Consider the following 26,057-nt stretch of genomic DNA (forward strand, 5'->3'; position numbering starts at 1 on the left):
ACGCTTATGTCGTTATTCAATGGGCTTGGGCTCGCCGAATTAAAGGTTATAGTGGGTATACGGCTATAGCCATTCACTAAATTGACCTACATGAAAATACCCTACGCAATGTCTGAGGGAGGGCACTTCCTCGTAGATAGCAATGTAGTGGTCAACTAATTTTGGCCACATTGTTATAGCCAAGCCAATAACTGCGCTCAGCCTCGTTGGGCGCCAAACCACCGTTATGGTGGTGTGGCCTCAGCTGGCTGTAGTAGCCCAGCATGTCATCCAATATTTCCCGCTCAGCTTGCACAAATGAGCTGTAGCCAACCTCTGGTATCCATTCCGTTTTCAAGCTTCGGAAGAAGCGTTCCATTGGGCTGTTATCCCAGCAGTTGCCGCGTCGGCTCATACTTTGCTGAATTTGGCAGCGCCATAATAATTGCCTGAACTTGGTGCTGGTGTAATGGCTCCCTTGGTCAGAATGGAACATCACTCCTCTAGGTCGACCTCTGCTTTCAAATGCATGGCTGAGCGCTTTGCAGGTTAAGTCACTATCTGGCGAGAGCGAGATTGCCCAGCCGATGGGTTTTCTGGCAAACAAATCCATCACCACCGCCAGATACGCCCAGCGATTGCCAACCCAAATGTAGGTCACATCGCCGCACCACACTTGATTGGGTTTGCCCACTGCAAACTGGCGCGCCAACAAATTTGGTACTTCAATATGCTCACGCCCCGTCTTTTTGTACGCATGACTAGGCTGCTGGCAACTCGTAAACCCAAGCTTCTTCACGCACTTGGAGGCCAGATAACGACTCATCTGGACACCTTGTGCGCTGGCCATCGTGGCAATACTGCGCGAGCCTGCAGAACCATTGCTGGCGTTAAACAACTCGCGCACTTTGCTTAAGCGTTGCACCTGCTCTGGCCGGATTAGCTTGGTGCGTTTCCAGGCTTTAAAGCTGCTGCGATGGACTTCAAACGTACGGCACAACTGTGCCACAGCGTAGCTCTGCTTGAGCTGAGCAGTTAAATGACCCCCAGCAAAGCTGGGGGCTTATTAGAGGAACGCCTCGAAGGCGTCAACAACCCAAGTGCCGCCCAAGGCGGCGCTTCACAACCCCAGCTTCATCTGGTCGTAACGCTCATCTTCCTTTTCCTGATTTCGGATATAGGCTCTGACCATTGCCTCATCCAAACCCACTGTCGAAACAAAATAGCCGCGCGCCCAAAATACTTCACCGGTGAAGTTTTTCGTCCTACCACCAAATTGCCGCGCAATCGTGATCGCGCTTTTGCCTTTGATAAAACCCACTACATTCGACAAGGCATATTTCGGCGGTACGCTGATACACATATGCACGTGATCCGGCATGATGTGCCCTTCTACGATCTGGCAACCTTTTTGCTGTGCCAATTCGTGAAAAATAACCCCAAGATTACGGCGCAACGCGCCGAACAAACGCTTCTTGCGAGCCTTCGGGATAAATACCACGTGATATTTACAATCCCACCGCGTATGGCTCAGACTTTGATACTCTTTCATTTGAAACTCCTTCTCTTGGTCGAGATCGGAGCTTCACAATGACCGTCGTATAGGTCAAACCTTGGTGAGTCCCCCGGCAGAGCCGGGGGTTTACCTCAGATTAATTATCTTAAATTGTTCAGCGAGTCCGACATCAAGAGAGCGGTAGCCTTTTTTAAGATTTCTTTTTCAAGCTCAATTTGCTTGATGCGCTTCTCTAACTCACGGATTTTGAGCTGATCCGGCGTCATTGGTGTCGCCTTGGGCGTCATGCCGGCGCGTTCTTCGCGCAATTGCCGAACCCATTTATCCATGGTCGATTTACCCACGTTCATTGCCTGAGCTGCTTTGGCAACGGAATAGCCTTTGTCGAGTACAAGCTGCGCACATTCGAGGCGAAATTCAGGGGTGAATGTAGGTCTGGTTTTGTTATTCATTGAGTCACCTAATTGCTTACGAGGTGCAGCATAACACCTCTAATCAGGTGGCCAAATTCAGTGTGCCACTACACGTTACTACAATCAGCGCATATTTGAACAAATAAAGTGCCAAGTTAGGACATTCTATTGCGATGAGTCGATGACTAGAATGGAAGACTAAAGTCACACTAACCAGCATTACGGCAAGTTGTAGCCTTTCAGGGTTTTACTACATCAACGACCGTTATGAGCATGATTCTATATTTTTCATAAGTTCCCTGACTCTTTGAATACTATTAATTTTAATCACTGGTGGAGATAAGAATGAAGAAAATACTATTGCCATTACTCATTGCATCCGCATTTGCGCAAGCAGAAACGGCGACAAAAAGCATCGTATTCGAAGAAAACTTTGAAAAAGATTTAAGTCTGTGGATTGGTCAAGGTGGCGAAGATACTTCGCCAATTTATACATCCATCGTGGTTGACCCACTCAATCCCGACAATAAAGTCGCTCGTTTTGATAAGCCGGTGAATGTGGGCGATATTTTTACCCGTAGCAAATTTCCTGCTGGAAAATATAAAGTTTCTTTTGATTATCTCGGCACATGCGGGGGCAACTGCGGCGGAACACTAGGCATCGATGAAGGTCTACCAGGTCGAAAATATTATTGGATCGCCAGTACCGCATCAGGCTTTCCTGAGCGACTCAAAGATACGAAAAAATGGGAGCATTACGAACTCGAATTTAATGGCAAATTTGATTTTCATCTGAAGTGGGAGCAATGGGATTCAGCGAAGGGAGTTGGCAAAGATGCCTACATCGACAATGTGAAGCTGACACAGCTTGAGGCTGCTAAACCGAGCGATAAAAAAGAAGCCAAGATTGTGCCCATTACTGCTGGCGTTGCTGGTGCCGCTTCACCTCAGTCGGTGATGTACTTTACCGCCTGGGGTAAACACAATGGTTTCAATGTTAAAAATCTCGATACCAGCGGTGCCGCAAGTAAAATCACGGTGCTAGAGTATGCTTTTGGTAATATCAAAGATAACCGCTGCGTGATTGGTGTCGATAAACAAGGCGAAGGCTCGGCTGGCGACGACTACTGGGATGCACTACCGAAAGAAGCGACCTTAGATGGGCTCGCCGACAAAGGCGATAACGGTCTGTTTGGTCACTGGAATCAACTCAAACAGCTGAAGAAAAAAAATCCCAATCTCAAAGTGGTGATTAGTCTGGGTGGTTGGACGTGGTCCAAACACTTTTCAGACGCCGCTCTGCCAGCCAATCGTGAAGCCTTCGTCAAATCATGCGTTGATGCCTACATCAAAGGCAATTTGCCAAATAAAGAAGGTAAACTCATTCCTGGCCTAGCTGCCGGAGTGTTTGATGGTTTTGATATCGACTGGGAATACCCGGCCTCTCCAGGCAATGATGGCAACATTGTTCGTGCCGAAGACACGCAAAACTACACTGCGCTGTTGGCAGAGTTCCGTAAACAAATCGATGCCGTTAAACCGGGTTTGCTGCTGACGATTGCGGCACCGGCATCGACAGAAAAATCGGAAAAAATTGAGCTAGAGAAAATTATCCCTTACCTCAATTGGATTAACCTCATGGCTTATGATTTTACTGGCCCATGGTCTGGCACGACCGGTCACCACGCAGTTCTGAATGGCGGCGCTAAAGATCGTGTTTCGGTTGATCGCTCGGTAGATGACTACCTAGCGCGTGGCATTCCATCGAACAAACTGGTACTCGGCGTTCCATTCTACGGATATGGCTGGAAAGTGAATAATTTAGAAAATAACGGGCTATATCAACCGAGCCAAGGTGCTGTCAAAGGACCGGATGGTGAGACAACGCTAAAATATAATTACGTCAAAAATTTGCCAGGCAAAGTGTTCCGCGATGAAAAAACACGTGCGGTTTGGAAAGTGAATGGTAACGATGTGATTGTGTACGACGATGTTCAATTGCTGAAAGAAAAAATTGAATTCGCCAAAAAGAAAAAGCTCGGTGGCATTATGGCTTGGGAGTTGTCTCAAGACACATCGGATGCTGAATTGGTCAACACCATCTACCAAAACATGATTAGAAAGTAACCTACTAAATGTGCCGATACTGACGAGTGAAAAATGATAGAGGCCGCTAACTATTAGGTTGCGGCCGCCATCATTCTGGTTTTATGTATTTGGCGTTCCCTTGCCGCGACTGGAAGGTCTAGTGCGAAATGCTGGAGTGAGTATGGCGAAGGTGCTGAAAATGCTTGCTCAGGGTAGAGAACAGCGATTCTTTACGAAGACGCAACAAAATCTGCCGACAGTGTGTTTTGCCAACTGAACCAAAAGAAATGAATAGCTAGTCAAAGGAGTGGCCAGACTGATTAGCACGCTAAGCTACATGTTTTTATTACGATAAAGAGCAGCTTTGTAAGCTTTAGTCACGACTTTAAAAATACCCCTTCGCGGGAAGGGGCATTTTTATTGAGTCTAATTTCACGACTAGATTAAACAATTTACGACTTTAATTGCTAATTCACGACTTTAATAGGTTGAAATAACCGATATTCTGACCTATTAAAGTCGTGAAATTCGATTAAGCATTTATGCGGCTTCCCAAGGAGGCAAAAAAGCAAATTTTCTGGCTAAAGTCGTGAATTGATATGTCTGAAAAATTTCATCAAAATTATTGAATGAGAAATTTATTGCCGTTGTTACTGACAAACAAATTTACCAGCTCAAAGCTGGCGGTTTACGGCCTTTCAACATCAATTGAGCTAGGGTTACCTGTGATTTCAGTGTCTGTTTAGTTGTCGAGTCCCGTGTGATCATGCTCCTGTCCGCAGCTGGCCATTGTTCCAGGCTCGTGCCATTCTAACGGACTTGATTGACCAAATAACTCGGAACCCTTCTTCATGACGTGTATCCATGCCCAAGCCCGCACAACCCCGAAAACCCGAGAGGAAATTCGTCACAGCGATCTGAGCATCGGTGAAATTATGGCGCGTTACAGCATTAGCAAAACCACTGCACGCAAATGGCGTGGGCGGGACGATTTTGAAGACCGCTCGCATCGACCAGAAAAACTTTCCACCACACTCACTCCTGCTCAGGAAGTAATTGTTACCACCTTGCGCACCATGCTGCTGCTACCGTTGGATGACTTACTTGCGGTCACCAAAGAGTATGTCAACGCCAAAGCCTCACGCTCAGGCATTGACCGCCTGCTGCAGCGCGAAGGGATCGGCAATCTCAAGGCGCTCATTGCCGCGCAAACGCCAGAGGGTGAAAAACCGGAGAAAAAAGGCTTCAAGGATTACGATCCGGGCTATTTTCATTTGGATATCAAATACTTGCCACAGATGCCGGATGAAACCTCGCGCAGCTATCTGTTTGTCGCCATTGACCGCGCTACGCGCTGGGTATTCATGCAGATCTACCCCGATCAGAGCGAAGCCAGCAGCGTCGATTTCCTGTCCCGACTGGCGCAGTCTTCGCCGGTCAAAATTGAAAAACTGCTCACCGACAATGGTAGCTAGTTTACGGATCGCTTTACCAGCAAAGCCAAGACCCCGAGTGGCCAGCATGCGTTTGACCGGCGCTGCGCGGCACTGGGGATTGAGCACCGCTTAATTCCGCCGCGCACGCCGCAGATGAACGGGATGGTGGAGCGTTTTAATGGCCGGATCAGTGACGTGTTGCAGCAAACTCGCTTTGCTAGTGCGGTACGATCTGGCCGCGACATTGCAAAACTATCTGAAACTATACAACCATCACATTCCTCAGCGCGCCCTCGGACATGTCGCCCCTGTCGATGCATTGAAGGAGTGGCGGCGGAAAAAGCCGGGGTTATTTAAAAAGAATGTTTACAAACAGGCGGGACTTGACATTTAGTTAAGGATTGCAGCCTCTCAATCCTCGACTATAGGTTTCTACTTCTCGGCCAAAGCGGACTTTCATGTTCGAGGCATAAATGTCTGTTTGTAGTTACATGCAGACGCTAACATTGGAGATAACGTCCAGCCGGGGCTGCGAAGCAGCGGAGGTAACCCAAAGCGTAGCTTTGGACTGTCATGTTGACCGGAAGGTTAGCCGCCATCGCTCGCACCGATGAATTGGCAAACTGCACTGGCGACAACGAAAGCAAGGCACACCCACCCGAGCCAGCCTTTCTCACGCTGATACCCCTGCGCTTCAGCCAAAGCCTTCTGATGCATTGCAACTTCGTCAGCGTTCCTTGCTGTAAGAGCGATAAAACCGCGCGAAGCCTCAGCTTCCAAAGTATTGAGAAGCTCAATTTGAGCGGTGAGCGTACTTATGGCTGTCTTTGCTCGCTCTTCCTTCCTTGCGGCAAGAAGATCCCAGAACAGAAAACTCCCTCCAATTATGGTGCCCAGATAGCCAAGGAAAATACCCATGCGGTTGATGAGAGCCTTTTGATCCTTCGTTAATTCAGTGATCAGGAAGAACGATGAATATTCAAGAATGGCATAGCCCAATATGCCGATGAGAAGAATAACAGCAAGTCGGGATTTGCTCGGAAGTCGGGAGTTGTTGCTCATGGTGCTAACGTTTGAGTTAACCGGCAGGCAAAGAGGCCGAAAATAGATGAAGCCGCCGGCCTTGTTGACTGTCCGAGTTGAACGATGGGTTAGCCCTATATGACATTGATAGCTTCATTTTGCCATGAACTATACGCCATGCCTGGAATTTTTTTACAACCTCAATTCCGCGAGGGCCAAAAGAGAGGCTGTAGCCATGCTGCGCCTCATGCATATATTGCTTCCTGATTAGGTAGCCATCTCAGCAAACATTGATTTGCTGAATCATACTGACAGTATGTAGCGCCTATCAGGAGTCGACATCATGGCTATGAATCGCATTCAGTTCCAACCCGGTTTATCGCTCCCCGAGTTTCATCGTCAATTTGCTACCGAAGATCAGTGCCGTACCGCGCTGGAACGGGCCCGATGGCCACAAGGGTTTCGCTGCCCACATTGCCAGCATACCGCCTGCTATCGCATTCAGGGCCGCACTCATCCGCTGTTCCAATGTGCCGCTTGTCGCAAACAAACCTCGCTCACCGCAGGCACCTTGCTGCAAAAAACCTTGCTACCACTGCGGATCTGGTTTCTGGCGCTGTATTTGATTGGTGAAGCCAAAACTGGTTTGTCGGCCTTGGCACTGAAACGGCAGCTCGGCATCAATTACCGCACTGCTTGGTTGATGCAACATAAAATCATGCAGGCCATGCAACAACGAGATTCAGCCTATACGCTCAGTGGCACGGTGCAAATCGATGACGCCTATCTAGGCGGCGAGCGCTCAGGCGGCAAAGTTGGGCGAGGTTCGGAAAATAAAGTGCCCTTTGTGGCGGCGGTTTCGCTGGATGAACAGCAGCACCCCATCTATCTCAAGCTCACGCCAGTGGCTGGGTTTAGTCAGCAAGCCATCATCGAATGGGCGAAGGCGTGTTTAACGCCGGGTACGCAGGTGATTTCTGATGGCTTGTATTGCTTCACAGCGGTCAGCGAAGTGGGCTGTACTCACCAGCCGTATGTGGCTGGCGGTAGGAAACCGAAAGATTTGCCGATGTTTCACTGGATCAATACGGTACTGGGGAATGTAAAAACCAGCTTATCGGGGACGTATCATGCATTCGCATTTAGTAAATATGCGGATCGGTATTTAGCAGCGATTGCCTACCGGTTCAATCGCCGCTTTCGACTGGACACCTTGCCCCTGCACTTACTCACGGCGTATCGTAACTTGCGAACCAAAAACCGAACGCTGGCTGCGTAAGAAAGCTGAGGTGACTACCTAATCAGGTATTGCTTTATGTCTTTTACCTTAATCATGAATAGATGAATACAGTTAAGCTTGGCATGGCAAATAACTTGAGCAAAAACAGGCTCCATACCACCAAATTGACTTGCAAAGAATTCTAGTTTTTTGATGTTGTCATGAGTAATAACTACCATGTCACTCTCATGTGTTTCTGTATTTCTATTTCTGGTTTTCACTGAAACGGCAATTCGTGCACCTTTTTTTTCAGCGATGAGATCAGCGCCGACATGATCAACGTGCGCTACCTCATAACCACCCTTAATTAGGGCATATGTAACCAAACCCTCGCCGAAATCGCCGATGAGTTTTGGTGCTCGTGATTGCTCTGTCAGTTTGGGCATAGGGTTAACGTAGAAATATACACACGGAGCGTATGTATATTTCGATTGTCTGTGTGTACAAAGCGTCATGCTATGTGTTTTTTGCACTATTTCTCAAGCATGTGGGGTCGCTTATGCCTAAAAGTGCACAGCCAGATGGGATTGCTGAGCCACACTTGCTGGATGTGCTGCGTGAGGGATTGCACACCCACACAAGCTATTTGAATGTCGGCTTTGCTGCCGGTTGCAGGCAATGACACCAATGTGATCGACAGACCGCTTTGGCCGAGTTGCCAGTGCTGATATCCGAAAAAAGAAAGACCGCATTCCATCAGGTAGCGGCCTTCGCCTTTGCTGCGCTATAACTTGACTACTCGGCCAAAACGGACGGTGAGCGGCTACATCTTTTGCTTGATGTATTTGTTGTTGATCCTCACAGCTAGCACTCCCGCACCAATCAGCATCACGCCTAGCAGCATCAGGCCGATAGGGCCTGCAAGGCTGTCGGAAAAATGCTTATCCATGAAATAGCCGACATAACCCAGCGTCGCCAGTGTTCCCACTGCCAACAGAGTGCCCGAGCGAACCACGGTCGACAGGAAAATGGTGCCGCAGGCAAGGCCGAGGAACAGGATTTCAAACGGTGTTTTGTACAACCAATCCCCCATCGCACAGAGGAATATGATCGGCCCTAGGAGATAACAGATCGGTGCTATCGACTGGTGCTTGGATCTGCCAAGGCTCCAACCGATGCAGGTTAGCGACAGTCCCATAACAATGCCGATGAGGTTCGCGTCGATGTGCATCAAGTCGAAGGCAATGGCGAAGAAGAAGGAGCCGAAGAAGAGCGTGGTCAGCGCCAGCACAGTACGATCTTTGGCCCAAAACGTAAAGCCTTGCTGTATCGCCATGACGCAACACATAAACAGCATGCCATGCGCAGGATTTCCGCCACGCGAAAATTCGCTGAGCGTCACCAGAATACCAGTCGGTTCTAATAGCGCCGCCAGCAGGAATAATGGTGTCGCGGCCTTTTCAAGGCTATCACGCATCGTACAGGTGATGGCCATGATAAAGAGACAGAAGCCCGAGCCGAGCGTAGTTAAAATTCGCGGTAACGTACTCATTTCATCCCACTGCATGCCAATGAAATAAGTCATGCCCGAAATAATGAATAGTCCGCCGATATATCCGAACAGGCGTGCGAGGATGCTGCTATTCTGCTTCGCCTTGGCTTCGGAGTTCCCCAGCAGAGCCGTCGCAATTTCATCAATCGTTATCCCGTGACTTTTCATCAATCTGATGATGTCATCTAACGCATCGTGTCGGTTCGCCATTATGGAGTTACCCAGCCAATAAATTGTGCCTGCCCATTGTAAAAATAGGTGCGGCCATCGTCTGGCGACAATTTTACATTGCGTGAACCATTGGTAATGGTGGTACCGCTTGAATTGCGCCCCCAGCCAAAGAAGACTTCGTTGAACAATCCACCGTGATGGTAATAGCTGTCACTCAGTTCGTAGCCATCTGGCGATTTCAGCTCGGTCGACAGTTTTATTTCTTTTGTGGCCTCGACCGGCTCTTCTAGCGTGCCGGTGATTTGATCTACAGTTTTGGGTAAACCAAACTCCAGCTCGCGTACTCGTTGTGTCTTGGCATCGAAAAGATAGAGCTTGCGCCAGTAGGCACCATAATTGTTATTGCCGTCCTTTTGCTTGGAATACTGCGCCATCAGCACTCCGTTTTTTACGACTAGATTAACCGAGACGGGCATCGACTGATTATTGCGGTAATCGTTAATGCTAAAGACAAGGCTGTATTTCGGCGGATCACCTGAGGCAGGCAAGGCGCTAGCGACCATGAAGCCGATCATCAATAGTACCGGCAAGGTCAATCCGACGATCAGCACAAAATTGTCTTTGAAAAAATTCTTGGCAGCCATGTGGTGTTCCTGAGCTGAAACAGCTTTAGAAGTGCGTTTTTATATCGCCAGCCACTCCTGTTGATGATTTCTATACCGAATCATTTATTCATGTAGGCGCCAGCTGATCTTGGTTGATATTAGCCCTTCAACACTAAAAGAACAAAAGGTTCACGTAAGAAGCTCTTGAGTGATAACCGCTGCCTGATTAGCTATGAAAACCGCCATTCGCATCAATTCTACAAGGTTGCGGTTTAGGCCGAGTGTCGATGCGGATGATTGAAAAATGAGAGGCAGCTCACCATCAGGTTGCGGCCTTCATCTTTGCGTTGCCAGAACTTGGCTACTCGGCCAAAGCAGCCACCGAGCTGTAGCGCAATCTTTGAATTGATTTCGATTGGCATTGCCATCGAAATTTTGCGCAGACCATTATGGGTAATCCTTAATAAGTAGTCTCTTGGAACTAATTAGAAAAGCACTGGCCTTGTACTACTGTAAGGCCAACCAACATAAGCCTTCTCATCAAGGTTAAGCCGGAAGTTTTCCAGTCAGTTACGCAACACTACTTAACCGCTACTAGAAAAGAAAAAATCCAATCGTTTAATATGGCTTCGCCCGAATGGAAGGCCTCACGTAATTATAGTGCAAACTAGAAATGGCCATGCTTCGTGTAATGGTTATTGCATACAGCATGCATGATCGCTGTAGTAGCACACAGTTTTCTGGCATTGACAAAGAAGTTTTGACTATCCACTAAGGCTGGTTTATCTGGAGCAAAACAGGTTGCTGCATGATTCCGATGAGTATCTTGTAAAGGACCGCCAGTTTCGCTGATTGGATAGCGGTGCTTGCTGGCATGCCTAGTTACACCTCGTCACGTGGTCATGGCAAAGCCTGCTCTGAAAGGTAATTTTGGCTCACTCAGTAGATGAAGCAAAGCACATCAGTGGCCGTTATGGCCGGACAACGATGGCCTGAGCCAAAAATAATGAAAGCCGCTACCTGATGGTTTGCGGCCTTACTTTTTTTTGCTTCAGCACCGACACCTCGGCCTAGGCGGACAAAATTGTCGACGAAACAGGGGGCGATTCAGTCGTTCGTTTTAGCGAATAAACGATGAGCACTACCCATTAAAATCTCAAGACTGCCTATCTTGCTTGCGTGTCTTGATTGTTTAATTGACAGCCCCATCTAAGAAAAAGCTGTCATTCACATTGATGCAGCGCCTTCAAACTAAGGAGTTGGTATGCCAGGCCATTACATCATCAAGAAATCCACCGCAGCTCAGCCGTATCATTTCGTGCTTCGTGCGGATAATAATCAAGTCATTCTAACGAGCGAGAATTACACAACTAAGCAAGGTGCCAAAGATGGTATTGCATCTTGCCAGATCAATAGCCCGCTTGAAAGCCGTTATGAGCGCAAAAAATCAGTGGCAAGCCAGCCCTATTCGTTCGTGCTGAAAGCCGCCAATGGTCAAGTCATTGGCCGTAGCGAAAACTATACCTCTGAAGCAAGTCGCGATGCGGGGATCAATTCTGTGAAGTTGAATGGCCCAACAACCGTGATTCACGACCAAGCATAACAGCCTAAAAAAGCATCGTGGCCAGATCGCCGGAATTCATTCTCCTCGATTGGTCACGACCCAGTTCATTTACTAATTCGGCTTTGTCGCCCACGTAATTCAGCGGCTGCTTGTAAGCAGTGTTGCGTAACTGACTGGAAAACTTCCGGCTTAACCTTGATGAGAAGGCTTATGTTGGTTGGCCTTACAGTAGTACAAGGCCAGTGCTTTTCTAATTAGTTCCAAGAGACTACTTAGTGCGGTCTTGGCTTTTTGCGGAGCGGCATCCAATTCGTATTTTTGCAATTGGATTTGGTTTTGCAAGGATTCAATTTTGCCGTATAAGATCGCAATGATGGTGTTGGCTATTTCGGCTTTGCTGCTTTCCAGTGTAGCCACTTCCCTAACTAGGTTAAGTTGCCTCTGCAATTCCTCGGTGGCCGCTTTGGCCGAGGCGTCGAATTCAAAGGCTGAAAAACGAACGGCCACAAACCATCAGGTTGCGGCCTTAGTTATTTGTGGTGAGTTCTAGTACTGCTCGGCCATAGCGGGCATTTTTGCGAAACTCAGAATTGGCTACCAGACTAAAGACAGTTCAATCTAAGCCTGTCGCAGACAGAACTTGCGACATGTTTTACCAAACCACCGGCAGCATTGTCTTGTTGGTCCAAGTCAAAATCGGGGACTGATTCGAACAGTGCCCCCTTGCCAGTCTCGCTCGGTATGCTGACAGCGAATGTTCGCAGCAGCTGATTAGTGGCTGGGTTTATACGTTTTAAACCTGACCCATGGATGATTTTCTTGCTCAACTAAGAGACGTTCAAATTCCATGCCATCCGACTGTGCCGCTGCCTCAACTGCCGTACGTGAATTTACTACGATTTGTCGTGCGAGCTCTCGATATGAGGCATATAAAGTTGGACTTGAATTACCGGTAGTTGCCACGGTTGTAGTTTGGGGAAAATGCTCTTTCATTCCTTTCGCGCCATAGTTAAATAGTAATCGCGCCACTTCACAAGGCAATGCCTGACGGCACGCTATGCTACCAGTTTTTGCGCAATCTTCATTGGAAGAGTTGGCGGTATAAAGTGTGTGGTTCTGAACGCAACGCTTCAAACCTATCGGCGCTTCGTCTTCAAGGCTGGGCCATTCTTGTTTAACACGATCAAAATCCACTGAGGGTTTTATAACCAAAATACGAGTAAGTACATCTTCCCCTGTGCAGGATTTATTTTCCTTGCCAGCCATCAAACAGGCCAGAATCGCGGGTGTCTGCGACTTCTTTTCAGCCTGCAAATCATAGAATGAATCTCCGCCTTCACGTACGTCGTTGCAGTGCTCAGAAAACTCTTGGAGAACAGGCACATATAAGTGGACCTCTTGAGCCTTTTGGGCATGAGGGAGCAGTATTGGCACATCGCTTTTGTCGAGTTTTTCCAAGCTGTGTTTGAGAAAGCAGAGATCCGCAAACTGGCCGTCACGATCCTCAGCGGCATCAACAATAATCAGCGTTTTTAAACCACGACGAAGAGCAGATATGGCTGCCGTATTTTCCGAGCTACCCCCATCAATTAGACGAATAAAAGCTGATCTATTTCGATCATGTTCATACTCAGGCAACGATGCATTATCCACAACAGAGTCGAGCCATGCGATGGGTAGCGGGAGCAGTCTGTGTATATTCCGGCGTGAATCGGACACATTGTAATTGGGAATATCCTTTCCCCAATTGAGGTTGAATGTGTGTTGGACAACACCCAACGGGAATGACTGCCATCGTTTTCGGTAAACCTGCTGATTGGCATCAAAAAATGCAGCGGATGAAACAACCGCATCCAACACTGTCATTGAGTCATAAGCCTTTGGCACGAAACCATAGCGTCGCGAGCCAAATGATAGAGGTGTAAATTCAAATGAATCAATGAATGCGTCGCGCTCCATCTTCGCTAGCCAGCCGCCAAGGCTACGATATTTGGTTGCAGTCGCTTGGATAACCCAGAAAGGAAGCTCATCACTGCCGTTTTCACCCAGTTCAGACCATGCCGTATTCAAAGTTGGAAAATCAATTGAATTTGGATCCAATTCGCCGCGATCATTGACATGACAATTGGTCATTTTTAATGCTGTGTGCTGATCCGTTTTGGGGCACGGCAAGCGCGCAGAAATGAACTTACCTGGGGGATTTGGAGGTGAATAAGTCGGAAGTGGCGTACTGCCGTAAGTCAGACCTATGCCTCGCTCATATACAATCCGTGTTGGTGCCACATTAATGCCTGTATCAAAGACACTGTTGAATAAATGGTGAGCTGGAGCCGTAAGCAAGGTTGGTAGCAACATGCTGGCATTACTTGTCCATGTACGAGCACTATCTTTTGACGTTACATCATCGGCACATCTTCCTGGGATTAAAATATCTTGAGCGCAACGAACGACAGACTGATAGCGGTTCAGTAAACCACCTTCTGAATCGTCTATGCTGTTACCCAAGTCTGGCTTCCCCATAGGAATGATCCTCCGTAATTGTGGATCGAATACCTCCCCTTTTTTTTCATGTAAATGCGTATAAGTTACCCCATCCTGAAACAGGGAATTTAGAGTAGTGCCATTATGTGATTTGTTTAAATCATCATTTAGCAATTGGTTTGTGATAATTTTTTGGAAGAGAAAATAGGCCGCATAACTTCCACCAGAGACGCTACTAATAAAAGCAACTTTTGGCTTCTGCTCAGCCTTATTTTTGCTTGGCGCAAAGTAATCAAGATCATCCAGTCCAGCGAGTACGCCCATGCTAAAGGAACCTGCTTTAGAGCCGCCTCCTGACAAGGCCAAACCAATTCGATTTGTGGGTGCGTTTACCCAATCTGGCTCTTTGACTGCTTGACGAAAGGACTGCTCCGAGACCTCTGCAACCCCTCTGGGTACGAATATTTTTTCGCCTGTAGGTCTTTCAGCCCACCCATCTTTGGCAGGCTGTATTGTTGTGCAGCCACTTATCAAGAGCAGGCAGGTAGTAAGAAAGTCGAATCCTATCGAGCGTTTCAATCTTGACGCGCAATTCATTTTTACCTCTGATCTGATCGATGTCATGAACTCATACGGCTCAATTTATTGATCCGGCCCTCTGATGTTTTAAGTCGTCGAGCAGACTTGCCCTCGATTAACAAGGCATTGCGGGCAAACCAGCCTCCGCAGAATTCAAACTTTAAAGGGCCGGATCAATAGTTCAGAATGATTCTGTCCGAAAGCTTCATTTAGGATCGTAGACGGTTTTGTCTGCTTTGGCCGAGGTGTCGATGCCGATGCGTCAAAACGAAAGGCCGCAAACCATCAGGTTGCGGCCTTCATCACTTTGGTTTTGCAGCTGAGCTATTTGGTCAAAGCTGTCTTCAACTTACTAACCTTTTGGTAAGTAAAGTTATTTTTATTGTGGAAATTCCCTTGTAGATCAGTGGTCTAAACTTTCGAAAAATGAATCTACTTTTGCAAAGATTAGTAATGGTGAGCAATCTCCGGTTCACACAAAATCTGGATATTCTCCACTTCGCTTACCGTGTTCACACGCTTGCCACGGAGCTCGCCCACTGGGCGAGAAATCCGTCGATTTTTTCTTCGATGCTGCTTTCGACGGTACGCAGGCGCAAAATGTGAATATTACTTTTCGCCAGAATGCTGTTCTTCAAGTTGTCTCGTGCCACCTGCTCTGGTCTATCGTGCGAGCCGCCATCGACTTCAATCACGCCTAACGGGGTTTTACCCACCCTGAAATACAGCACGAAATCGCAGCTAGCGCGGTTGTGCATGAAATTCAGCTCATCTTTCGTCAAGGCTGGGTTGATTGATGAGGCGATCTGATTCAGCCGGATCTGGGTGTGACACGTTAGTGCACCGTACGAAGCTTTGGACAAAGCATCCCGGAGCAGTTGTGCCACAATTTGCTCGGATTTGAAACGTGAGTCTTCTGAACGTAGCTGGGCGTGAAGTCGTGCCAAAGACTCATCATACTCTTGGTACAACAGATCAAATGCCGACACTACGGGTGCGCGCACAATCTGCCCGTCTTGGGCGTAATACTCGACGTAGCGTATCAAGGCCGCGATATGACCGTTGTTTGCAGTGAATACCTCGTCGCCCGTGACTAGGGTGAATCGATTCTTGGCTCGCGACACTGCTACATTGACCATGCGCGGATCATCGACAAAACCTAGCCGTTCCTGATTGTGGCGTTTCTTGTCCAGCACAGTGGAGAAAACAATTTCGTTGCACTCCCAACCTTGGAATTTGTGCACTGTGTCCTTGACGAAATCTGAGGGCAAGTGTGCCCCAGAGAGCGTGACCTGTGCCCTGAAGGGAGAGATAAATCCTCTACTGTCCTCGTTCAGCTCGATGGATTCGCCTTCATCATCGAGTGCCTTGCGTAAGGACTCTAGCTCCCTCTGATTGATGTTTTTTCGTGCGTGATTGCCTTTGGCAGTTAGCAATAGCCGTAGGGGGCTTCACCGTTGTCCTGAGTCATCGGTACTAAGGCATTGTCGTAGAACTGCTGGTTACAAAATTGGATGATTTTGGGGTGGCAGCGATAGTGTTCTTTCAGCAAAGTTTTAGGTAGAGCACCTTTGAACACCCCAATGCATGAATCAAGCAGGCTATATCGTTCGCAGTCATAAACATCCTCGGGGGCCGGAAGACCCAGAGTGATAGGGATATGTGCCAACTGCCGACTGTCTCCGACAACGATCAGGTTTTTTGCGCAGCCCAACGCTAGAATACCAGGCACGATGTCCTGCTGCGAGGCTTCGTCGATGATGACGTAATCGAGGACTGCCCCTGGCGCTATCGAATTGACGATGGAGTGTGTACTGCTGCCGATGATAGGGAAGCGGTGCACAAACGCGTCGAAGTGTTTTTTGTACGTTTTCGCATCGAAGGTCTCCGGCGTCCGGACCTGTTCATGCAGATGCTGCCTCAGGTAACGCATCGATTTCGTCGTCAATTCCTCTAGCAAGGTGGCAAAATTTCCACGCGCTAACGACTCGAGATAAGCCTGTAGAGCGGTCTCCTTGTTCTCCAGTGCTTTGTCATAGAAGTGCATCTGAAGAGCATGGAAGAAGGACAGGCGCTCCTCGTTTTGTGCGAAAGGTTTGGTGCGGAAAATCTTGAAGTTGAACAGCAATTCAAGGCGATCCTTAAGCCGAACGCGCCGTTCGCCAAGGTAGGATAAGTAAGCCATCAAGTCCGCGGTTTTGCGTGGCGATAGTCCGTATTTGTCCAGAGATGCGGAAATAGATTCCCCGTAGTCTTCTTGCCATTGTTGCAGGTAGCTCCGCTCAATGTTTAGCTCATCAATTTCAGCTCTCAGTTGCGCTGCCGCGTTATGGTCGCGCAAAAGCTGCTTCAATTGTCCCAGTATCGTCTGGATTTCTTCCATGGCTGGTGCAGGGTCGGGCGCTGCCGAAGGCCAAGGAGGTAGATTGGCAAAGAAATCTTTTTGGTTATCCTTGTTTCCGAGTTTGGCGACCAAGTGATCTAAGCTGCATTTTTTCAGTTTTTCGTAAACGTTCTCTACTGCCGCATTATTGTTGGACAGCACGGCGACCGTTTTTCCACGCAGTAGAATATTAGCGAGGATGTTCAGAATGGTTTGTGTTTTGCCGGTTCCAGGTGGACCTTCAATTACACTGATTTGTGCGCTGAAAGCACGTTCGACCGCTGCAAGCTGACTTTCATTTAAACCAAATGGATAGATCAGCCCTTCACTCGAAGCCTGTTTGCCATTCTTTGCTGTGCAATAGGCATACAAGGCGGTGCTTGAGCTGGCGGGCAGCTTGTCCAGCTGGCGAACGACATTGGCAGCAATCGATAGTTGGTTCTCCGTACCTGCGCGGCTCTTCCGGGCGTTCGCCACATCCGCTAAATAGCGAAACACCGACGATTCTTTCATTTGCGTCGGCTTAAGGAAATCAATATCGTCCAATTTGTAAATGTAGGGTTTGGTATTCTCCGGAAAGTACACGGCAGCATATCGGTCGCCATAAATCGTCGCTTTTTCAATTGGTTGGACAATTGTGCTGCCACGTTTTGTTAGCAACATCTCAGCTAGTTCATGAGTGGGAAGCACTTGGCATTCACTGAGCGGACGCGTGAAGGTTTTCTTGGATGGGAAATGGCAAGTTAGTTGCAAGGCTTCGTACTTCGTACTCCAAGCAATTGTCCAATCACTGATTTGAGCAGTCTTATCTTCGCCATTGACATAGATGGAAACCATATGAGCCTTGTGTATTTAAACGTGGAAATTCCTTTTGGTCATTCCCTTAGGTCTTGCATCTGAATTTTTTTGCAAGGATATAATTCAAGTTATCCATTAATTGGCAGTGCTAGCCAACAGGCATGGGGCACAAATGATGAAGGCAGTAACCTTGCGGCTTGCAGCTGCTCTGGAGCCAAATATCAGCAGATAAACCTATAGGAAGAACCGTTCATTCATTGCCTCGAAGTGCTATTTACGCCAAGCGTTGATCATTTCTGGTGTGACATCTTTGTCGTAGCAAATTGTTTCATAGCCACCTGCACGGCTGTAGGCGCTACGCTTCCCGCAACTGCGGCCAGCTCGATCCGTGTTGTAGAGACAGGGGCAAGAGCCGCTTTAGTTGTTGATGGATTCTTGGATGATTAGCTTTTTGATTTCAGCGTCGCTGGGTGTAGTGCGTACGGATACCGCCCCACAAGCGAGTGCGATTGAAATAATTAGTGGGCAAATATTCATTGCAATGAATATTTCGTAATAAGAATGAAAGATTTTAACTATCCAACGGTCAAATACCCCAGTAAATCGGAATGTGGATGAGCAATTGGCAACAAAAAGCTCGGCAATGCGGAGTGGTCCAGCTATTTTTGAGCAGGAATGCTGGTGCGACGCATGGCTGAATCGCTCCAGGTTGGTTGACGGTTTTTGTCCGCTAAGGCCGAGAAGCTCAGACACAAAACCAAAATAATGAAGGCCGCAACCTGATGGTTTGCGGCCTTTTCTGCCAAAAAATTAGCAGCAATATTCAGCTTAAACTGAATCAATGCAAATATGTCCCTGGTGCGGATCCAATCATTGCTTCAATACCGTCTTGCTGGATTTCACGAAAGAAACAATCGAGAGCTTGTTGATCCGTTTCGAATTCTCCATCCCAGACCGTGGAATTATTGTACTGATCTACAACTTCCAAAGTCCAACCAGTATCCGGCATGCGATAAATGCATATTTCCACAGTCTTCCCATTGGATGTGTATTTTTGCGTCAAAGGAGAATTGATCAGATCGTTTTCGTCGAACATTCGGGTGCCATCGATGTATTGAGCTATTTCTTAATGATATCCGATGTCGTTACAGAAATACACGAATGGCGGCTAAGGCCGAAGTGTCGATGCCGAAGCTTTAAAAAACAAATGCCGCAAACCATCTGTTGCGGCCTTCATCTTTGGATTTATACCCGCGCTGTTCGGCCATAGCGGACAAAACCAGCTACGAGACTAGGGTCGATTCATTGGCGGTATTTTTATTTCGCCCTGGGAATGATAAAAGTCAGTGTATTGTCATTAATATGACTCTACGGCATCATGCTAGCCATCTTTATACCAATGGTATTCACTATGAAACGCCTACTCTTGCTCGCTTTACTCAGCAGTACACTCACCGGCTGCGGATATAACACTTTGCAAGCACAAGATGAGAATGTGAATGCCGCGTGGTCTGAAGTATTAAATCAATATCAGCGCCGTGCTGATTTAGTGCCCAATTTGGTCAATGTGGTTAAAGGCTACGCTGCGCATGAAGAAAAAGTGCTGATTGAAGTCACCGAAGCGCGCGCTAAGGTGAGTGGCATGCAAATCACGCCCGAACTGGCTAAAGATGAAGCCGCGCTGGCCCAATTTCAGCAAGCCCAAGCGGGAATGACTTCGGCGTTGTCGCGGCTGATGGTCGTCGTTGAAAAATACCCCGACTTAAAAGCTAACCAGAATTTTCTCGATTTAAGCGCGCAATTAGAAGGCACGGAAAATCGCATCACCGTCGCCCGTAATCGCTATATCGAATCAGTGAGAACCTTTAACACTACCGCCCGTTCATTTCCTACCAATCTCACGGCCAAGATGTTTGACTTAAATCCCAAGCCCAACTTTAAAGTCGAAAACGAAAAAGCAATTTCCAACGCACCAAGCGTTGATTTCACTAGCGAGAAAAAATAATGCCCTATTCGGGTATGCCGTTGCATCGCTTGTTAATGTTGCTTTCCGGCCTGATACTCTCTATTTGTTGCCTTGCATCGACGGTGGAAATACCTCGATTGCAAACGCAGGTCATGGATTTGAGCGGGACACTGTCCGAACCTGAGCAAAACGAGTTAAACGCAAAATTACGCGCACTTGAGCAAAGCAAGGGCAGCCAGTTTGCTGTACTGATCATCCCGAGCACCGGCGAGGAAAGCATTGAGCAATACAGCATCCGCGTCGTCGAAGCATGGCAACTGGGGCGCAAAGGTATTGATGATGGCGTGCTATTGCTAATTGCGAAGGACGATAGAACGGTACGGATCGAAGTCGGTACCGTGGCTTAGAAGGTGCGCTGCCCGATGCGATTGCCAGCCGGATTATTCGTGACACGATATTGCCGGCCTTTAAGGCGGGCAACTTCGTCGGTGGCGTCAATGCGGGCGTAGACCAAATCAGCGCAGTGATTCAAGGCGAGGCACTGCCCGAGGCAAGTGCTCAGCCTGTATCGCAAATCGACAGCCAACTACCATTTATTTTGCTGCTTCCGCTGCTCGTGCTGGGTGGTATTCTGCGCCGCGTATTTGGCTTTTTAATCAGTTTCGCGAGCACCAGTATCATTGCCGCTTTAGGCTTGCTGTATTTTGGTTTGAGTGTGCTATTTGCAGTTGGACTAGGCGCATTCATCGGCCTGATTGTCAGCACCAAAAGTGGCGGTATTTCATCGGGGGGTAGCAGCCTCGGTGGCGGCGGCTTTGGGGGCGGTGGTGGATTTAGCGGCGGCGGTGGTAGCTTTGGTGGTGGCGGCGCTTCAGGACGATGGTAATGACAACAAAATTCTCGCGCTGCTGGCAGCATCTAAAACGCAACCCTTTTCGTCAGCAACTTAATGGCGAAATGAGTTCGCGCCTTACACAGGTGATCAGCCAATCCGAGCTCGGTCATCGCTGCGAAATTCGTCTTGTCATCGAAGCACGCCTGCCGCTTTTACTGGCATGGAAGGGGCTTAGCGCGCGCGAACGCGCGGTGCAATGGTTTTCTGATTTGCGCGTATGGGATACCGAGTGCAATACCGGCATGGTGTTGTATTTGCTACTGGCTGAACGCAAAATCGAACTCGTCGCCGATCGCGGGATTGCTGCTTGTGTACCCCAAAAGCAATGGGATCAGATTTGCCAGCAGCTACAAAACCATCTGGCTGCATCGCAAGCCGAAGCGGGCTTAACTGAGGCATTGAAAGCGCTGGGGCAATTGCTGCAACAACACTTCCCATTAGCATGCACCCAGGCCAATCCCGATGAACTATCCAATGAGCCCGTAATTATCGCCTAGGTATATAGCTAGAAATCTCTCGAAATAAGGCTTGTATCAACATACCTATGAGCAATAGAGTTGCCGCTCTTTTGCGAGAACATATTACGTTTGCTGCTAGATTAACGATCGCCACGAATAACTAAAGGCCGATTGTCTCCATCTTGGAAACGTCGGTAGCCTTTCAGTGTGATGAGTAAATCATGAAAGGCATATGTGTATTTATCTTGGTCGCCATAATATGCCCATGTGTATTCACCGCCAGTATGCTCACGGGTATTACGCACCTCGGCCATCAAGTCCATATGCCAAGTACCATCAACTTTTATAAAGAAGTGCGGCGATACAAAAGGTGTGTTGGTGAAATAAAGCAATGCTAGGTCGCCACGCTCGACAACCTTGAATTGCTTGCCATACTCACTCAGAAAAATATATTCCGCGTAAGCCGGACTACTCGGCAATGATGCTAAATATTGGCGTGACTCTGGGGTTAGGAAATCGGCGTTTGGATTCAGTGGCCAGTTTGATAACCAAGCCAGATAAGTCTGATAAGTGCTTGTTGGCGATTTTTCGGCTGGAAATGCTGCTTCACTGTCTGGTAGGGCTACAGGCGTGCTTTCTGTCGTGCCAAGTGTAAGCGCCGCATTAACCCCTGCGCCTCCAGAAAGGTGCGCCAATTCGCTAGCTTTGCTGATAGTACGCGGATCGAAATCATTTCCAATTACGGCCTCGCGAATCCGATGCTGCAGTAGACGTAACATTAACCGTAAACCTAACGATGCATCTCCTGACGCAAAGAATGTTTTCGTGTGCTTTTGTACTAGGTAATTAACAAATACATCTGGAAAAACTGCTTCTAGTCCATATCCCACTTCAATTTTAAGCCGTTGATTTTGCACGTCGTACAATAACAAAATGCCGCGCTGTTGGCCGGTTTGCTTGCCAATCTGTAATTGTGACATCAGATCCACGGCCTGAGTCTCAATGGGTTTATTCCCTGTGCTGGGTAAAAACACCATGCGCACATCAATGCCTGATTCACGCAAAATCCAGCCCATATACTGCTCAAAGCGCGGTATGTCGCCTGACGGGATAAAATTTGCTTGATCGATAATGTGGGAATTTAAAGGCAACTGGGCCTGCGCTGCGATTGGTGTTGACGCAGAAACGAAGTTGACTGGATTGGACTCTTGTTGATTATGCCAAAACCACAGCGGCGATAATGAAACGGTACATAACCCCAAGCCATATAGAATGCCGCGATTCATTATCTGTTTTTTGCTAAGTATTTCAAGGCACGCTCCTCGCCTTGCGCTGCTGCTTTTTTAATCCAGCTCTCTCCCAAAGCAGAATTGACTTCAATTCCTTGTCCCGTCAAGTAATGAAATCCCAGAGCACTTTGCGCATGCATATTTCCTTGTTCGGCAGCTTTGCGATACAAGCTCAATGCTTTAGCCAAGTCTTGGGGCACACCTTTGCCACTTTTATACATGGTGCCTAAGTTGTACTGTGCCTTGTCATAGCCTTGCGCTACTGATTTTTGATACCAGCTGGCAGCCTCTGTGTAGTTGATTGCAGTGCCAAATCCATTGTAGTAACAGAGCCCCATGTTGTATTGGGCGTTGGCATAACCTTGATCGGCTGATTTGCGATACCAAGCAATGGCAGCCGCATTATCGTATCCTCGTGCTAAGTTGCCGATTTTATTTTGAGCAAAGGCATCGCCACGCTTTGCCTCAGCTAGCAAAGTGTCAAATGAACTTTTGTCGCCTTCTTGTGCATTGGCGTACAAGTTATTAGCCTGCTGTTCAGTTAATTTGGCGCTTGCAATTTGCGAAACAAATAAAGCACTGGCGATGAGCAAAAGGAATGAGGCTGTGCGATTCATGAGGCCCTAAAAGGTATCATCGTAAAATGACAGCGTATTACAAGATTGCTAGCGATGCATAATTCTGGGCTGCTTTGTTGTGAAACTGCAGAGAATGTCCGCTTTGGCCGAAGAACACTCGCACAAATCAAAAGTAATGAAGGTGGCAACCGGATGGTTAGCGGCCTTTCGTTTTCCTGGGGCATGCTTGTGCTGCTCAGCCATAGCCGACACTCAAATTTCTCTACAAAAGCTTGGGCGATTCAGTCATTACATAGTTGCTGTATTCCTATGAACTTGCGTTATTGCTTGAGTTGCCTGAGACTAAGAAAAAACTTGGCTAGAACATGACGCTTGATAATCTTGATGCAATGAAAGCTCGAATCTCTCGAATGCTAGTTACGGCCCAGACGGCTTCGGGAAATAGGTACCAATCCAACTTTCAGGTGCCTGGACAGGACTTCGTTACTAACTTCACTGCACTTGGCATAAAGGCACCGGTGTTCGCGCCGATTGAAATTTGACCCATCCTGCCGATCGAATTTTGACCCAGGCCGGGGCGTTGCTTTTTCATCGAGCAACTGTGGATAAGTCTAGCAAATAGCGAACGGCCCGCCCGCTATTTTTCATCATCACCTTCGCTTTAGAACTGCTCAGGTTCTGCCGTTAGTTCTTCCTTTCTGCTTTGCTCCCTTTGTTTGATTTTCGATTTCGCCACCATATTGCTGTGCTGGAAGCGGTAAGACTCATTGCCCGTTTCTACAATGTGGCAATGATGAGTGAGTCGATCCAAGAGCGCGGTCGTCATCTTGGCATCGCCAAATACACTCGACCATTCCGAGAAGTTCAGGTTAGTCGTGATGATCACGCTAGTGTGTTCATATAGCTTGCTGAGCAAATGAAACAGCAAAGCACCCCCAGCTTGGCTGAATGGCAGGTAGCCCAGCTCGTCCAGTATCACCACATCAACCCGCATCAAACTCAGCGCAATCCGTCCTGCTTTACCTTCACGCTTTTCCTTTTCAAGCAAATTGACCAAGTCCACTGTCGAGTAGAAACGGGCTCTTTTGCCATGACGCGTGATGCCTGCAATCGTGATCGCCGTCGCCAGATGCGTTTTTCCGGTACCTGGCCCACCAATAAAGACGGCGTTTTGTGCTGTTTCAGTGAAGGCCAGCGTGGCTAATTGGCCAACTAATGCTTGATCTAATTTGGTGGCACTGAAGTCAAATCCAGCCAGATCGCGATGCACAGGGAATTTGGCCGCACTCATCTGATGCTGGATCGAGCGCATACCTCGGTCGGTGTTTTCAGCTTGAAGTAAATGCTCGATCAGCCAACTGGAGGTATCAATACCTAGGCCACCTTGGGCTTTTAAATCCACCCAGGCACCAGCCATGCCATGCAAACGCAAGGCTTTGAGTTCTGCAGTGATGTCACGCATGATGAACCCCTTCATGTGTCACTACTTCAGTGCCGGCTGAGGTTAACTCATCGGTATCGCGCAGTTGGTCATAACGCTCGGTATTGGCTTGCGGTGCTTCGAGTAGTTGCAGCTGGGTTTGCGCCGATTCAGCGGTGGGCGGATCATTCAAGCGCGCGACGATATTCAGAATGTGTTCAATACTGAGTACGCCAGATTCCAACACCAGTTCCACTGCGACCAGCACCGCATCTAGCCCCGCAACGGGGACTGTCGCGAGCACCTGTGCCATCACTCGGTCACCGCCATCGCGTTTGAGCAGGCCTCGCTTGAGTCGCAACAAGGGTTCGGGCATATCGGCAAAGGGCGCGCCGTTGCGTAATGCGCCCGGTTTACGCCCAATCAACGGAATGTAATGCTGCCAATCAAAGCTCACCTGCTGCTTGCCCGTCAGGCGAGCATGACTGGCAACGATGTCATCATTGGCCACAATGACGACCTGCGTCGGATACAGTCGCACACTAACGCGATGGCGTGCCCATTCGCAGGGCACCGAGTAACGGTTACGGGCAATCGACACTAAGCAAGTACTGGAAACGCGCGCCAATTGTTCTACGTAGCCATCAAACGGCGTTGGCATCGGCATCATCTCCAGCCTTTCTTGCTCCAGCATTTCTGCGATGCTGAGCCCCTTGAACTCTGGATGCGGCAGTTCTGCCCACAACGCCCGACAACGTTCGCCAAGCCACGCATTCAACGCCTCAAAGGTGCTGAATTTAATGCTTTGGGCTTCAATCCAGATTCGCCGCCGACTATCCTGAACATTCTTCTCGACGACGCCTTTCTCCCACCCTGAAGCCACATTGCAGAAATCGGGATCAAATAGATAATGTGCGCACATCACCGCAAAGCGCGCATTGACGATCCGGCCTTTGCCCTTCAAGACCTTGTCGACTGCGGTTTTCATATTGTCGTAAATGCCGCGTCGCGGCACACCACCCAATGCAGCAAACGATCTGGCATGTGCATCGAACAACATTTCATACCCTTGGCTGGGATAGGCCACCAACCAGAAGGCACGACTAGCGCAGAGTTTAAGGTGAGCCACCTGAATCTTGCGATAGAGACCGCCAATCACCAGATTCTCCTCGCTCCAATCAAATTGAAACGCTTCACCCAGCGCAAATTGTAATGGCACAAACCCCTGAGACGTTTTACCGGCTTTACCTCGCCATTCGCGAATGAAATCCGTCACGCGACTATAGCTACCGGTATAGCCTTCGGCCTGAATCTGCTCGAACAATGCTTTGCCAGTACGCCGATTGTGCTTGGCACGAAAGGAATCAGCTTTAAGGGCTTGTTCTAAAGTAGCGCAATACGGAGTGAGTTTACCGGGCTTGGGTTGCCGGATGTAACGAGGCTCTGCCTTTGAAGCGGGCTTGCGAACCCAGGTGCGGATGGTGTTGCGCGCCAGACCGGTACGCTTAGAAATTTCGTGCAGCGATAACTTATCGCGAAAAAACATCCTGCGGATTTTGCCAATCATTTCCATGGTGATCACCTTTTAGCCTCTGCCTAAGAATTAAGCAGAACAAGTAGAACACCTGGGTCAATTTTGGATCG

Annotated in this window: 21 protein-coding genes and 4 pseudogenes; 8 read left to right on the forward strand and 17 right to left on the reverse strand. The window is 48.3% G+C overall.

All coding sequences use genetic code 11. The features are described from left to right. Positions 1 to 151: 151 nt before the first annotated feature. The 3 genes and pseudogenes from ABHF33_RS13410 to ABHF33_RS13420 form a co-directional block, all read right to left on the reverse strand. Positions 152 to 1,018: pseudogene (locus ABHF33_RS13410) on the reverse strand (IS3 family transposase); the annotation flags it as partial. An 81-nt stretch (positions 1,019 to 1,099) separates the two neighbouring features. Then, entirely contained in the window at positions 1,100 to 1,531 is a 432-nt protein-coding gene (gene tnpA, locus ABHF33_RS13415) for an IS200/IS605 family transposase (protein WP_348944418.1), read from the reverse strand. 102 nt (positions 1,532 to 1,633) lie between these two features. Continuing rightward, positions 1,634 to 1,947: pseudogene (locus ABHF33_RS13420) on the reverse strand (transposase); the annotation flags it as partial. 306 nt (positions 1,948 to 2,253) lie between these two features. On the opposite strand from ABHF33_RS13420, the gene ABHF33_RS13425 reads away from it, so the two are divergent. Then, a complete protein-coding gene (locus ABHF33_RS13425; protein WP_348944419.1) occupies positions 2,254 to 4,035 on the forward strand; it encodes a glycoside hydrolase family 18 protein in 1,782 nt (593 codons plus the stop codon). Between the two features lie 812 nt (positions 4,036 to 4,847). Continuing rightward, positions 4,848 to 5,826 (forward strand): annotated as a pseudogene (locus ABHF33_RS13430) (IS481 family transposase). A 194-nt stretch (positions 5,827 to 6,020) separates the two neighbouring features. Here ABHF33_RS13430 and ABHF33_RS13435 read toward each other — a convergent pair. Further along, the gene (locus ABHF33_RS13435; protein ID WP_348944420.1) at positions 6,021 to 6,494 is read right to left on the reverse strand and encodes a hypothetical protein; all 474 of its coding nucleotides are present in this window, start codon (positions 6,492 to 6,494) and stop codon (positions 6,021 to 6,023) included. Positions 6,495 to 6,798: 304 nt separating this feature from the next. Here ABHF33_RS13435 and ABHF33_RS13440 point away from each other — a divergent pair. Further along, a pseudogene (locus tag ABHF33_RS13440) lies at positions 6,799 to 7,756 on the forward strand (IS1595 family transposase). On the opposite strand, the gene ABHF33_RS13445 reads toward ABHF33_RS13440, so the two are convergent. The 4 genes from ABHF33_RS13445 to ABHF33_RS13460 all read right to left on the reverse strand — a co-directional run bounded on the left by ABHF33_RS13445 (position 7,749) and on the right by ABHF33_RS13460 (position 10,430). Next, positions 7,749 to 8,120 carry a hypothetical protein gene (locus ABHF33_RS13445; protein ID WP_348944421.1) on the reverse strand — a complete coding sequence of 124 codons (372 nt, stop codon included), beginning with the start codon at positions 8,118 to 8,120 and terminating at the stop codon, positions 7,749 to 7,751. The pseudogene ABHF33_RS13440 and the gene ABHF33_RS13445 overlap by 8 nt on opposite strands. Positions 8,121 to 8,497: 377 nt before the next feature. After that, the gene (locus tag ABHF33_RS13450; protein WP_348944422.1) at positions 8,498 to 9,436 is read right to left on the reverse strand and encodes a DUF2157 domain-containing protein; all 939 of its coding nucleotides are present in this window, start codon (positions 9,434 to 9,436) and stop codon (positions 8,498 to 8,500) included. After that, on the reverse strand, positions 9,436 to 10,008 hold the full coding sequence (locus tag ABHF33_RS13455) for a hypothetical protein (RefSeq protein ID WP_348944423.1): 573 nt from the start codon (positions 10,006 to 10,008) through the stop codon (positions 9,436 to 9,438). The genes ABHF33_RS13450 and ABHF33_RS13455 overlap by 1 nt, the downstream gene beginning before the upstream one ends. A gap of 266 nt (positions 10,009 to 10,274) precedes the next feature. Continuing rightward, a complete protein-coding gene (locus ABHF33_RS13460) occupies positions 10,275 to 10,430 on the reverse strand; it encodes a hypothetical protein (RefSeq protein ID WP_348944424.1) in 156 nt (51 codons plus the stop codon). An 836-nt stretch (positions 10,431 to 11,266) separates the two neighbouring features. Between ABHF33_RS13460 and ABHF33_RS13465 the strand changes: the two genes are divergently transcribed. Then, the gene (locus tag ABHF33_RS13465; RefSeq protein ID WP_348944425.1) at positions 11,267 to 11,605 is read left to right on the forward strand and encodes a YegP family protein; all 339 of its coding nucleotides are present in this window, start codon (positions 11,267 to 11,269) and stop codon (positions 11,603 to 11,605) included. 150 nt (positions 11,606 to 11,755) lie between these two features. On the opposite strand, the gene ABHF33_RS13470 is transcribed toward ABHF33_RS13465, so the two are convergent. The 5 genes from ABHF33_RS13470 to ABHF33_RS13490 form a co-directional block, all read right to left on the reverse strand. Continuing rightward, positions 11,756 to 12,073 carry a hypothetical protein gene (locus ABHF33_RS13470; protein ID WP_348944426.1) on the reverse strand — a complete coding sequence of 106 codons (318 nt, stop codon included), beginning with the start codon at positions 12,071 to 12,073 and terminating at the stop codon, positions 11,756 to 11,758. Between the two features lie 264 nt (positions 12,074 to 12,337). Next, the gene (locus ABHF33_RS13475) at positions 12,338 to 14,671 is read right to left on the reverse strand and encodes a hypothetical protein (RefSeq protein ID WP_348944427.1); all 2,334 of its coding nucleotides are present in this window, start codon (positions 14,669 to 14,671) and stop codon (positions 12,338 to 12,340) included. A 467-nt stretch (positions 14,672 to 15,138) separates the two neighbouring features. Next, entirely contained in the window at positions 15,139 to 16,062 is a 924-nt protein-coding gene (locus ABHF33_RS13480; protein ID WP_348944428.1) for an AAA domain-containing protein, read from the reverse strand. Then, complete coding sequence (locus ABHF33_RS13485) at positions 16,056 to 17,846, reverse strand: DEAD/DEAH box helicase (RefSeq protein ID WP_348944429.1); 1,791 nt, start codon at positions 17,844 to 17,846, stop codon at positions 16,056 to 16,058. Before ABHF33_RS13485 ends, ABHF33_RS13480 begins: the two co-directional genes overlap by 7 nt. Before the next feature lie 799 nt (positions 17,847 to 18,645). Continuing rightward, a complete protein-coding gene (locus ABHF33_RS13490; RefSeq protein ID WP_348944430.1) occupies positions 18,646 to 18,903 on the reverse strand; it encodes a hypothetical protein in 258 nt (85 codons plus the stop codon). Positions 18,904 to 19,218: 315 nt separating this feature from the next. Here ABHF33_RS13490 and ABHF33_RS13495 point away from each other — a divergent pair, with 315 nt between their 5' ends. The 4 genes from ABHF33_RS13495 to ABHF33_RS13510 all read left to right on the forward strand — a co-directional run bounded on the left by ABHF33_RS13495 (position 19,219) and on the right by ABHF33_RS13510 (position 21,165). After that, complete coding sequence (locus tag ABHF33_RS13495) at positions 19,219 to 19,812, forward strand: LemA family protein (protein ID WP_348944431.1); 594 nt, start codon at positions 19,219 to 19,221, stop codon at positions 19,810 to 19,812. 113 nt (positions 19,813 to 19,925) lie between these two features. Next, positions 19,926 to 20,180, forward strand: coding sequence for a TPM domain-containing protein (locus tag ABHF33_RS13500; RefSeq protein ID WP_348944432.1), 255 nt, complete (start codon positions 19,926 to 19,928; stop codon positions 20,178 to 20,180). Between the two features lie 50 nt (positions 20,181 to 20,230). Next, positions 20,231 to 20,659 carry a hypothetical protein gene (locus ABHF33_RS13505; RefSeq protein ID WP_348944433.1) on the forward strand — a complete coding sequence of 143 codons (429 nt, stop codon included), beginning with the start codon at positions 20,231 to 20,233 and terminating at the stop codon, positions 20,657 to 20,659. Then, complete coding sequence (locus tag ABHF33_RS13510; RefSeq protein ID WP_348944434.1) at positions 20,659 to 21,165, forward strand: TPM domain-containing protein; 507 nt, start codon at positions 20,659 to 20,661, stop codon at positions 21,163 to 21,165. Before ABHF33_RS13505 ends, ABHF33_RS13510 begins: the two co-directional genes overlap by 1 nt. A gap of 101 nt (positions 21,166 to 21,266) precedes the next feature. Here the strand turns inward: ABHF33_RS13510 and ABHF33_RS13515 are convergent, their stop codons facing one another. From ABHF33_RS13515 to istA, 4 genes are all read right to left on the reverse strand, one after another. Next, on the reverse strand, positions 21,267 to 22,412 hold the full coding sequence (locus ABHF33_RS13515) for a TPM domain-containing protein (protein WP_348944435.1): 1,146 nt from the start codon (positions 22,410 to 22,412) through the stop codon (positions 21,267 to 21,269). Beyond that, positions 22,412 to 23,032 carry a tetratricopeptide repeat protein gene (locus ABHF33_RS13520; RefSeq protein WP_348944436.1) on the reverse strand — a complete coding sequence of 207 codons (621 nt, stop codon included), beginning with the start codon at positions 23,030 to 23,032 and terminating at the stop codon, positions 22,412 to 22,414. The genes ABHF33_RS13515 and ABHF33_RS13520 overlap by 1 nt, the downstream gene beginning before the upstream one ends. A 622-nt stretch (positions 23,033 to 23,654) precedes the next feature. Beyond that, a complete protein-coding gene (gene istB, locus ABHF33_RS13525; protein WP_348944437.1) occupies positions 23,655 to 24,455 on the reverse strand; it encodes an IS21-like element helper ATPase IstB in 801 nt (266 codons plus the stop codon). Further along, positions 24,448 to 25,986, reverse strand: coding sequence for an IS21 family transposase (gene istA, locus ABHF33_RS13530; protein ID WP_348944438.1), 1,539 nt, complete (start codon positions 25,984 to 25,986; stop codon positions 24,448 to 24,450). The genes istB and istA overlap by 8 nt, the downstream gene beginning before the upstream one ends. Between the last annotated feature and the right edge of the window lie 71 nt (positions 25,987 to 26,057).

Origin of the sequence: Chitinibacter sp. FCG-7, assembly GCF_040047665.1 — a bacterium.
Taxonomy (GTDB): domain Bacteria; phylum Pseudomonadota; class Gammaproteobacteria; order Burkholderiales; family Chitinibacteraceae; genus Chitinibacter; species Chitinibacter mangrovi.

Bases quoted from the DNA above. Each gene is read 5' to 3' on its own strand.
- istB (WP_348944437.1), bottom strand. From the start codon at position 24,455: ATGCGTGACATCACTGCAGAACTCAAAGCCTTGCGTTTGCATGGCATG.
- ABHF33_RS13475 (WP_348944427.1), bottom strand. From the start codon at position 14,671: ATGACATCGATCAGATCAGAGGTAAAAATGAATTGCGCGTCAAGATTG.
- ABHF33_RS13500 (WP_348944432.1), top strand. From the start codon at position 19,926: ATGGATTTGAGCGGGACACTGTCCGAACCTGAGCAAAACGAGTTAAAC.
- ABHF33_RS13460 (WP_348944424.1), bottom strand. From the start codon at position 10,430: ATGGCAATGCCAATCGAAATCAATTCAAAGATTGCGCTACAGCTCGGT.
- tnpA (WP_348944418.1), bottom strand. From the start codon at position 1,531: ATGAAAGAGTATCAAAGTCTGAGCCATACGCGGTGGGATTGTAAATAT.
- ABHF33_RS13495 (WP_348944431.1), top strand. From the start codon at position 19,219: ATGAAACGCCTACTCTTGCTCGCTTTACTCAGCAGTACACTCACCGGC.
- ABHF33_RS13515 (WP_348944435.1), bottom strand. From the start codon at position 22,412: ATGAATCGCGGCATTCTATATGGCTTGGGGTTATGTACCGTTTCATTA.
- ABHF33_RS13510 (WP_348944434.1), top strand. From the start codon at position 20,659: ATGACAACAAAATTCTCGCGCTGCTGGCAGCATCTAAAACGCAACCCT.
- ABHF33_RS13425 (WP_348944419.1), top strand. From the start codon at position 2,254: ATGAAGAAAATACTATTGCCATTACTCATTGCATCCGCATTTGCGCAA.
- ABHF33_RS13490 (WP_348944430.1), bottom strand. From the start codon at position 18,903: ATGTTCGACGAAAACGATCTGATCAATTCTCCTTTGACGCAAAAATAC.
- ABHF33_RS13435 (WP_348944420.1), bottom strand. From the start codon at position 6,494: ATGAGCAACAACTCCCGACTTCCGAGCAAATCCCGACTTGCTGTTATT.
- ABHF33_RS13450 (WP_348944422.1), bottom strand. From the start codon at position 9,436: ATGGCGAACCGACACGATGCGTTAGATGACATCATCAGATTGATGAAA.
- ABHF33_RS13520 (WP_348944436.1), bottom strand. From the start codon at position 23,032: ATGAATCGCACAGCCTCATTCCTTTTGCTCATCGCCAGTGCTTTATTT.
- ABHF33_RS13445 (WP_348944421.1), bottom strand. From the start codon at position 8,120: ATGCCCAAACTGACAGAGCAATCACGAGCACCAAAACTCATCGGCGAT.
- ABHF33_RS13485 (WP_348944429.1), bottom strand. From the start codon at position 17,846: ATGGTTTCCATCTATGTCAATGGCGAAGATAAGACTGCTCAAATCAGT.
- istA (WP_348944438.1), bottom strand. From the start codon at position 25,986: ATGGAAATGATTGGCAAAATCCGCAGGATGTTTTTTCGCGATAAGTTA.
- ABHF33_RS13465 (WP_348944425.1), top strand. From the start codon at position 11,267: ATGCCAGGCCATTACATCATCAAGAAATCCACCGCAGCTCAGCCGTAT.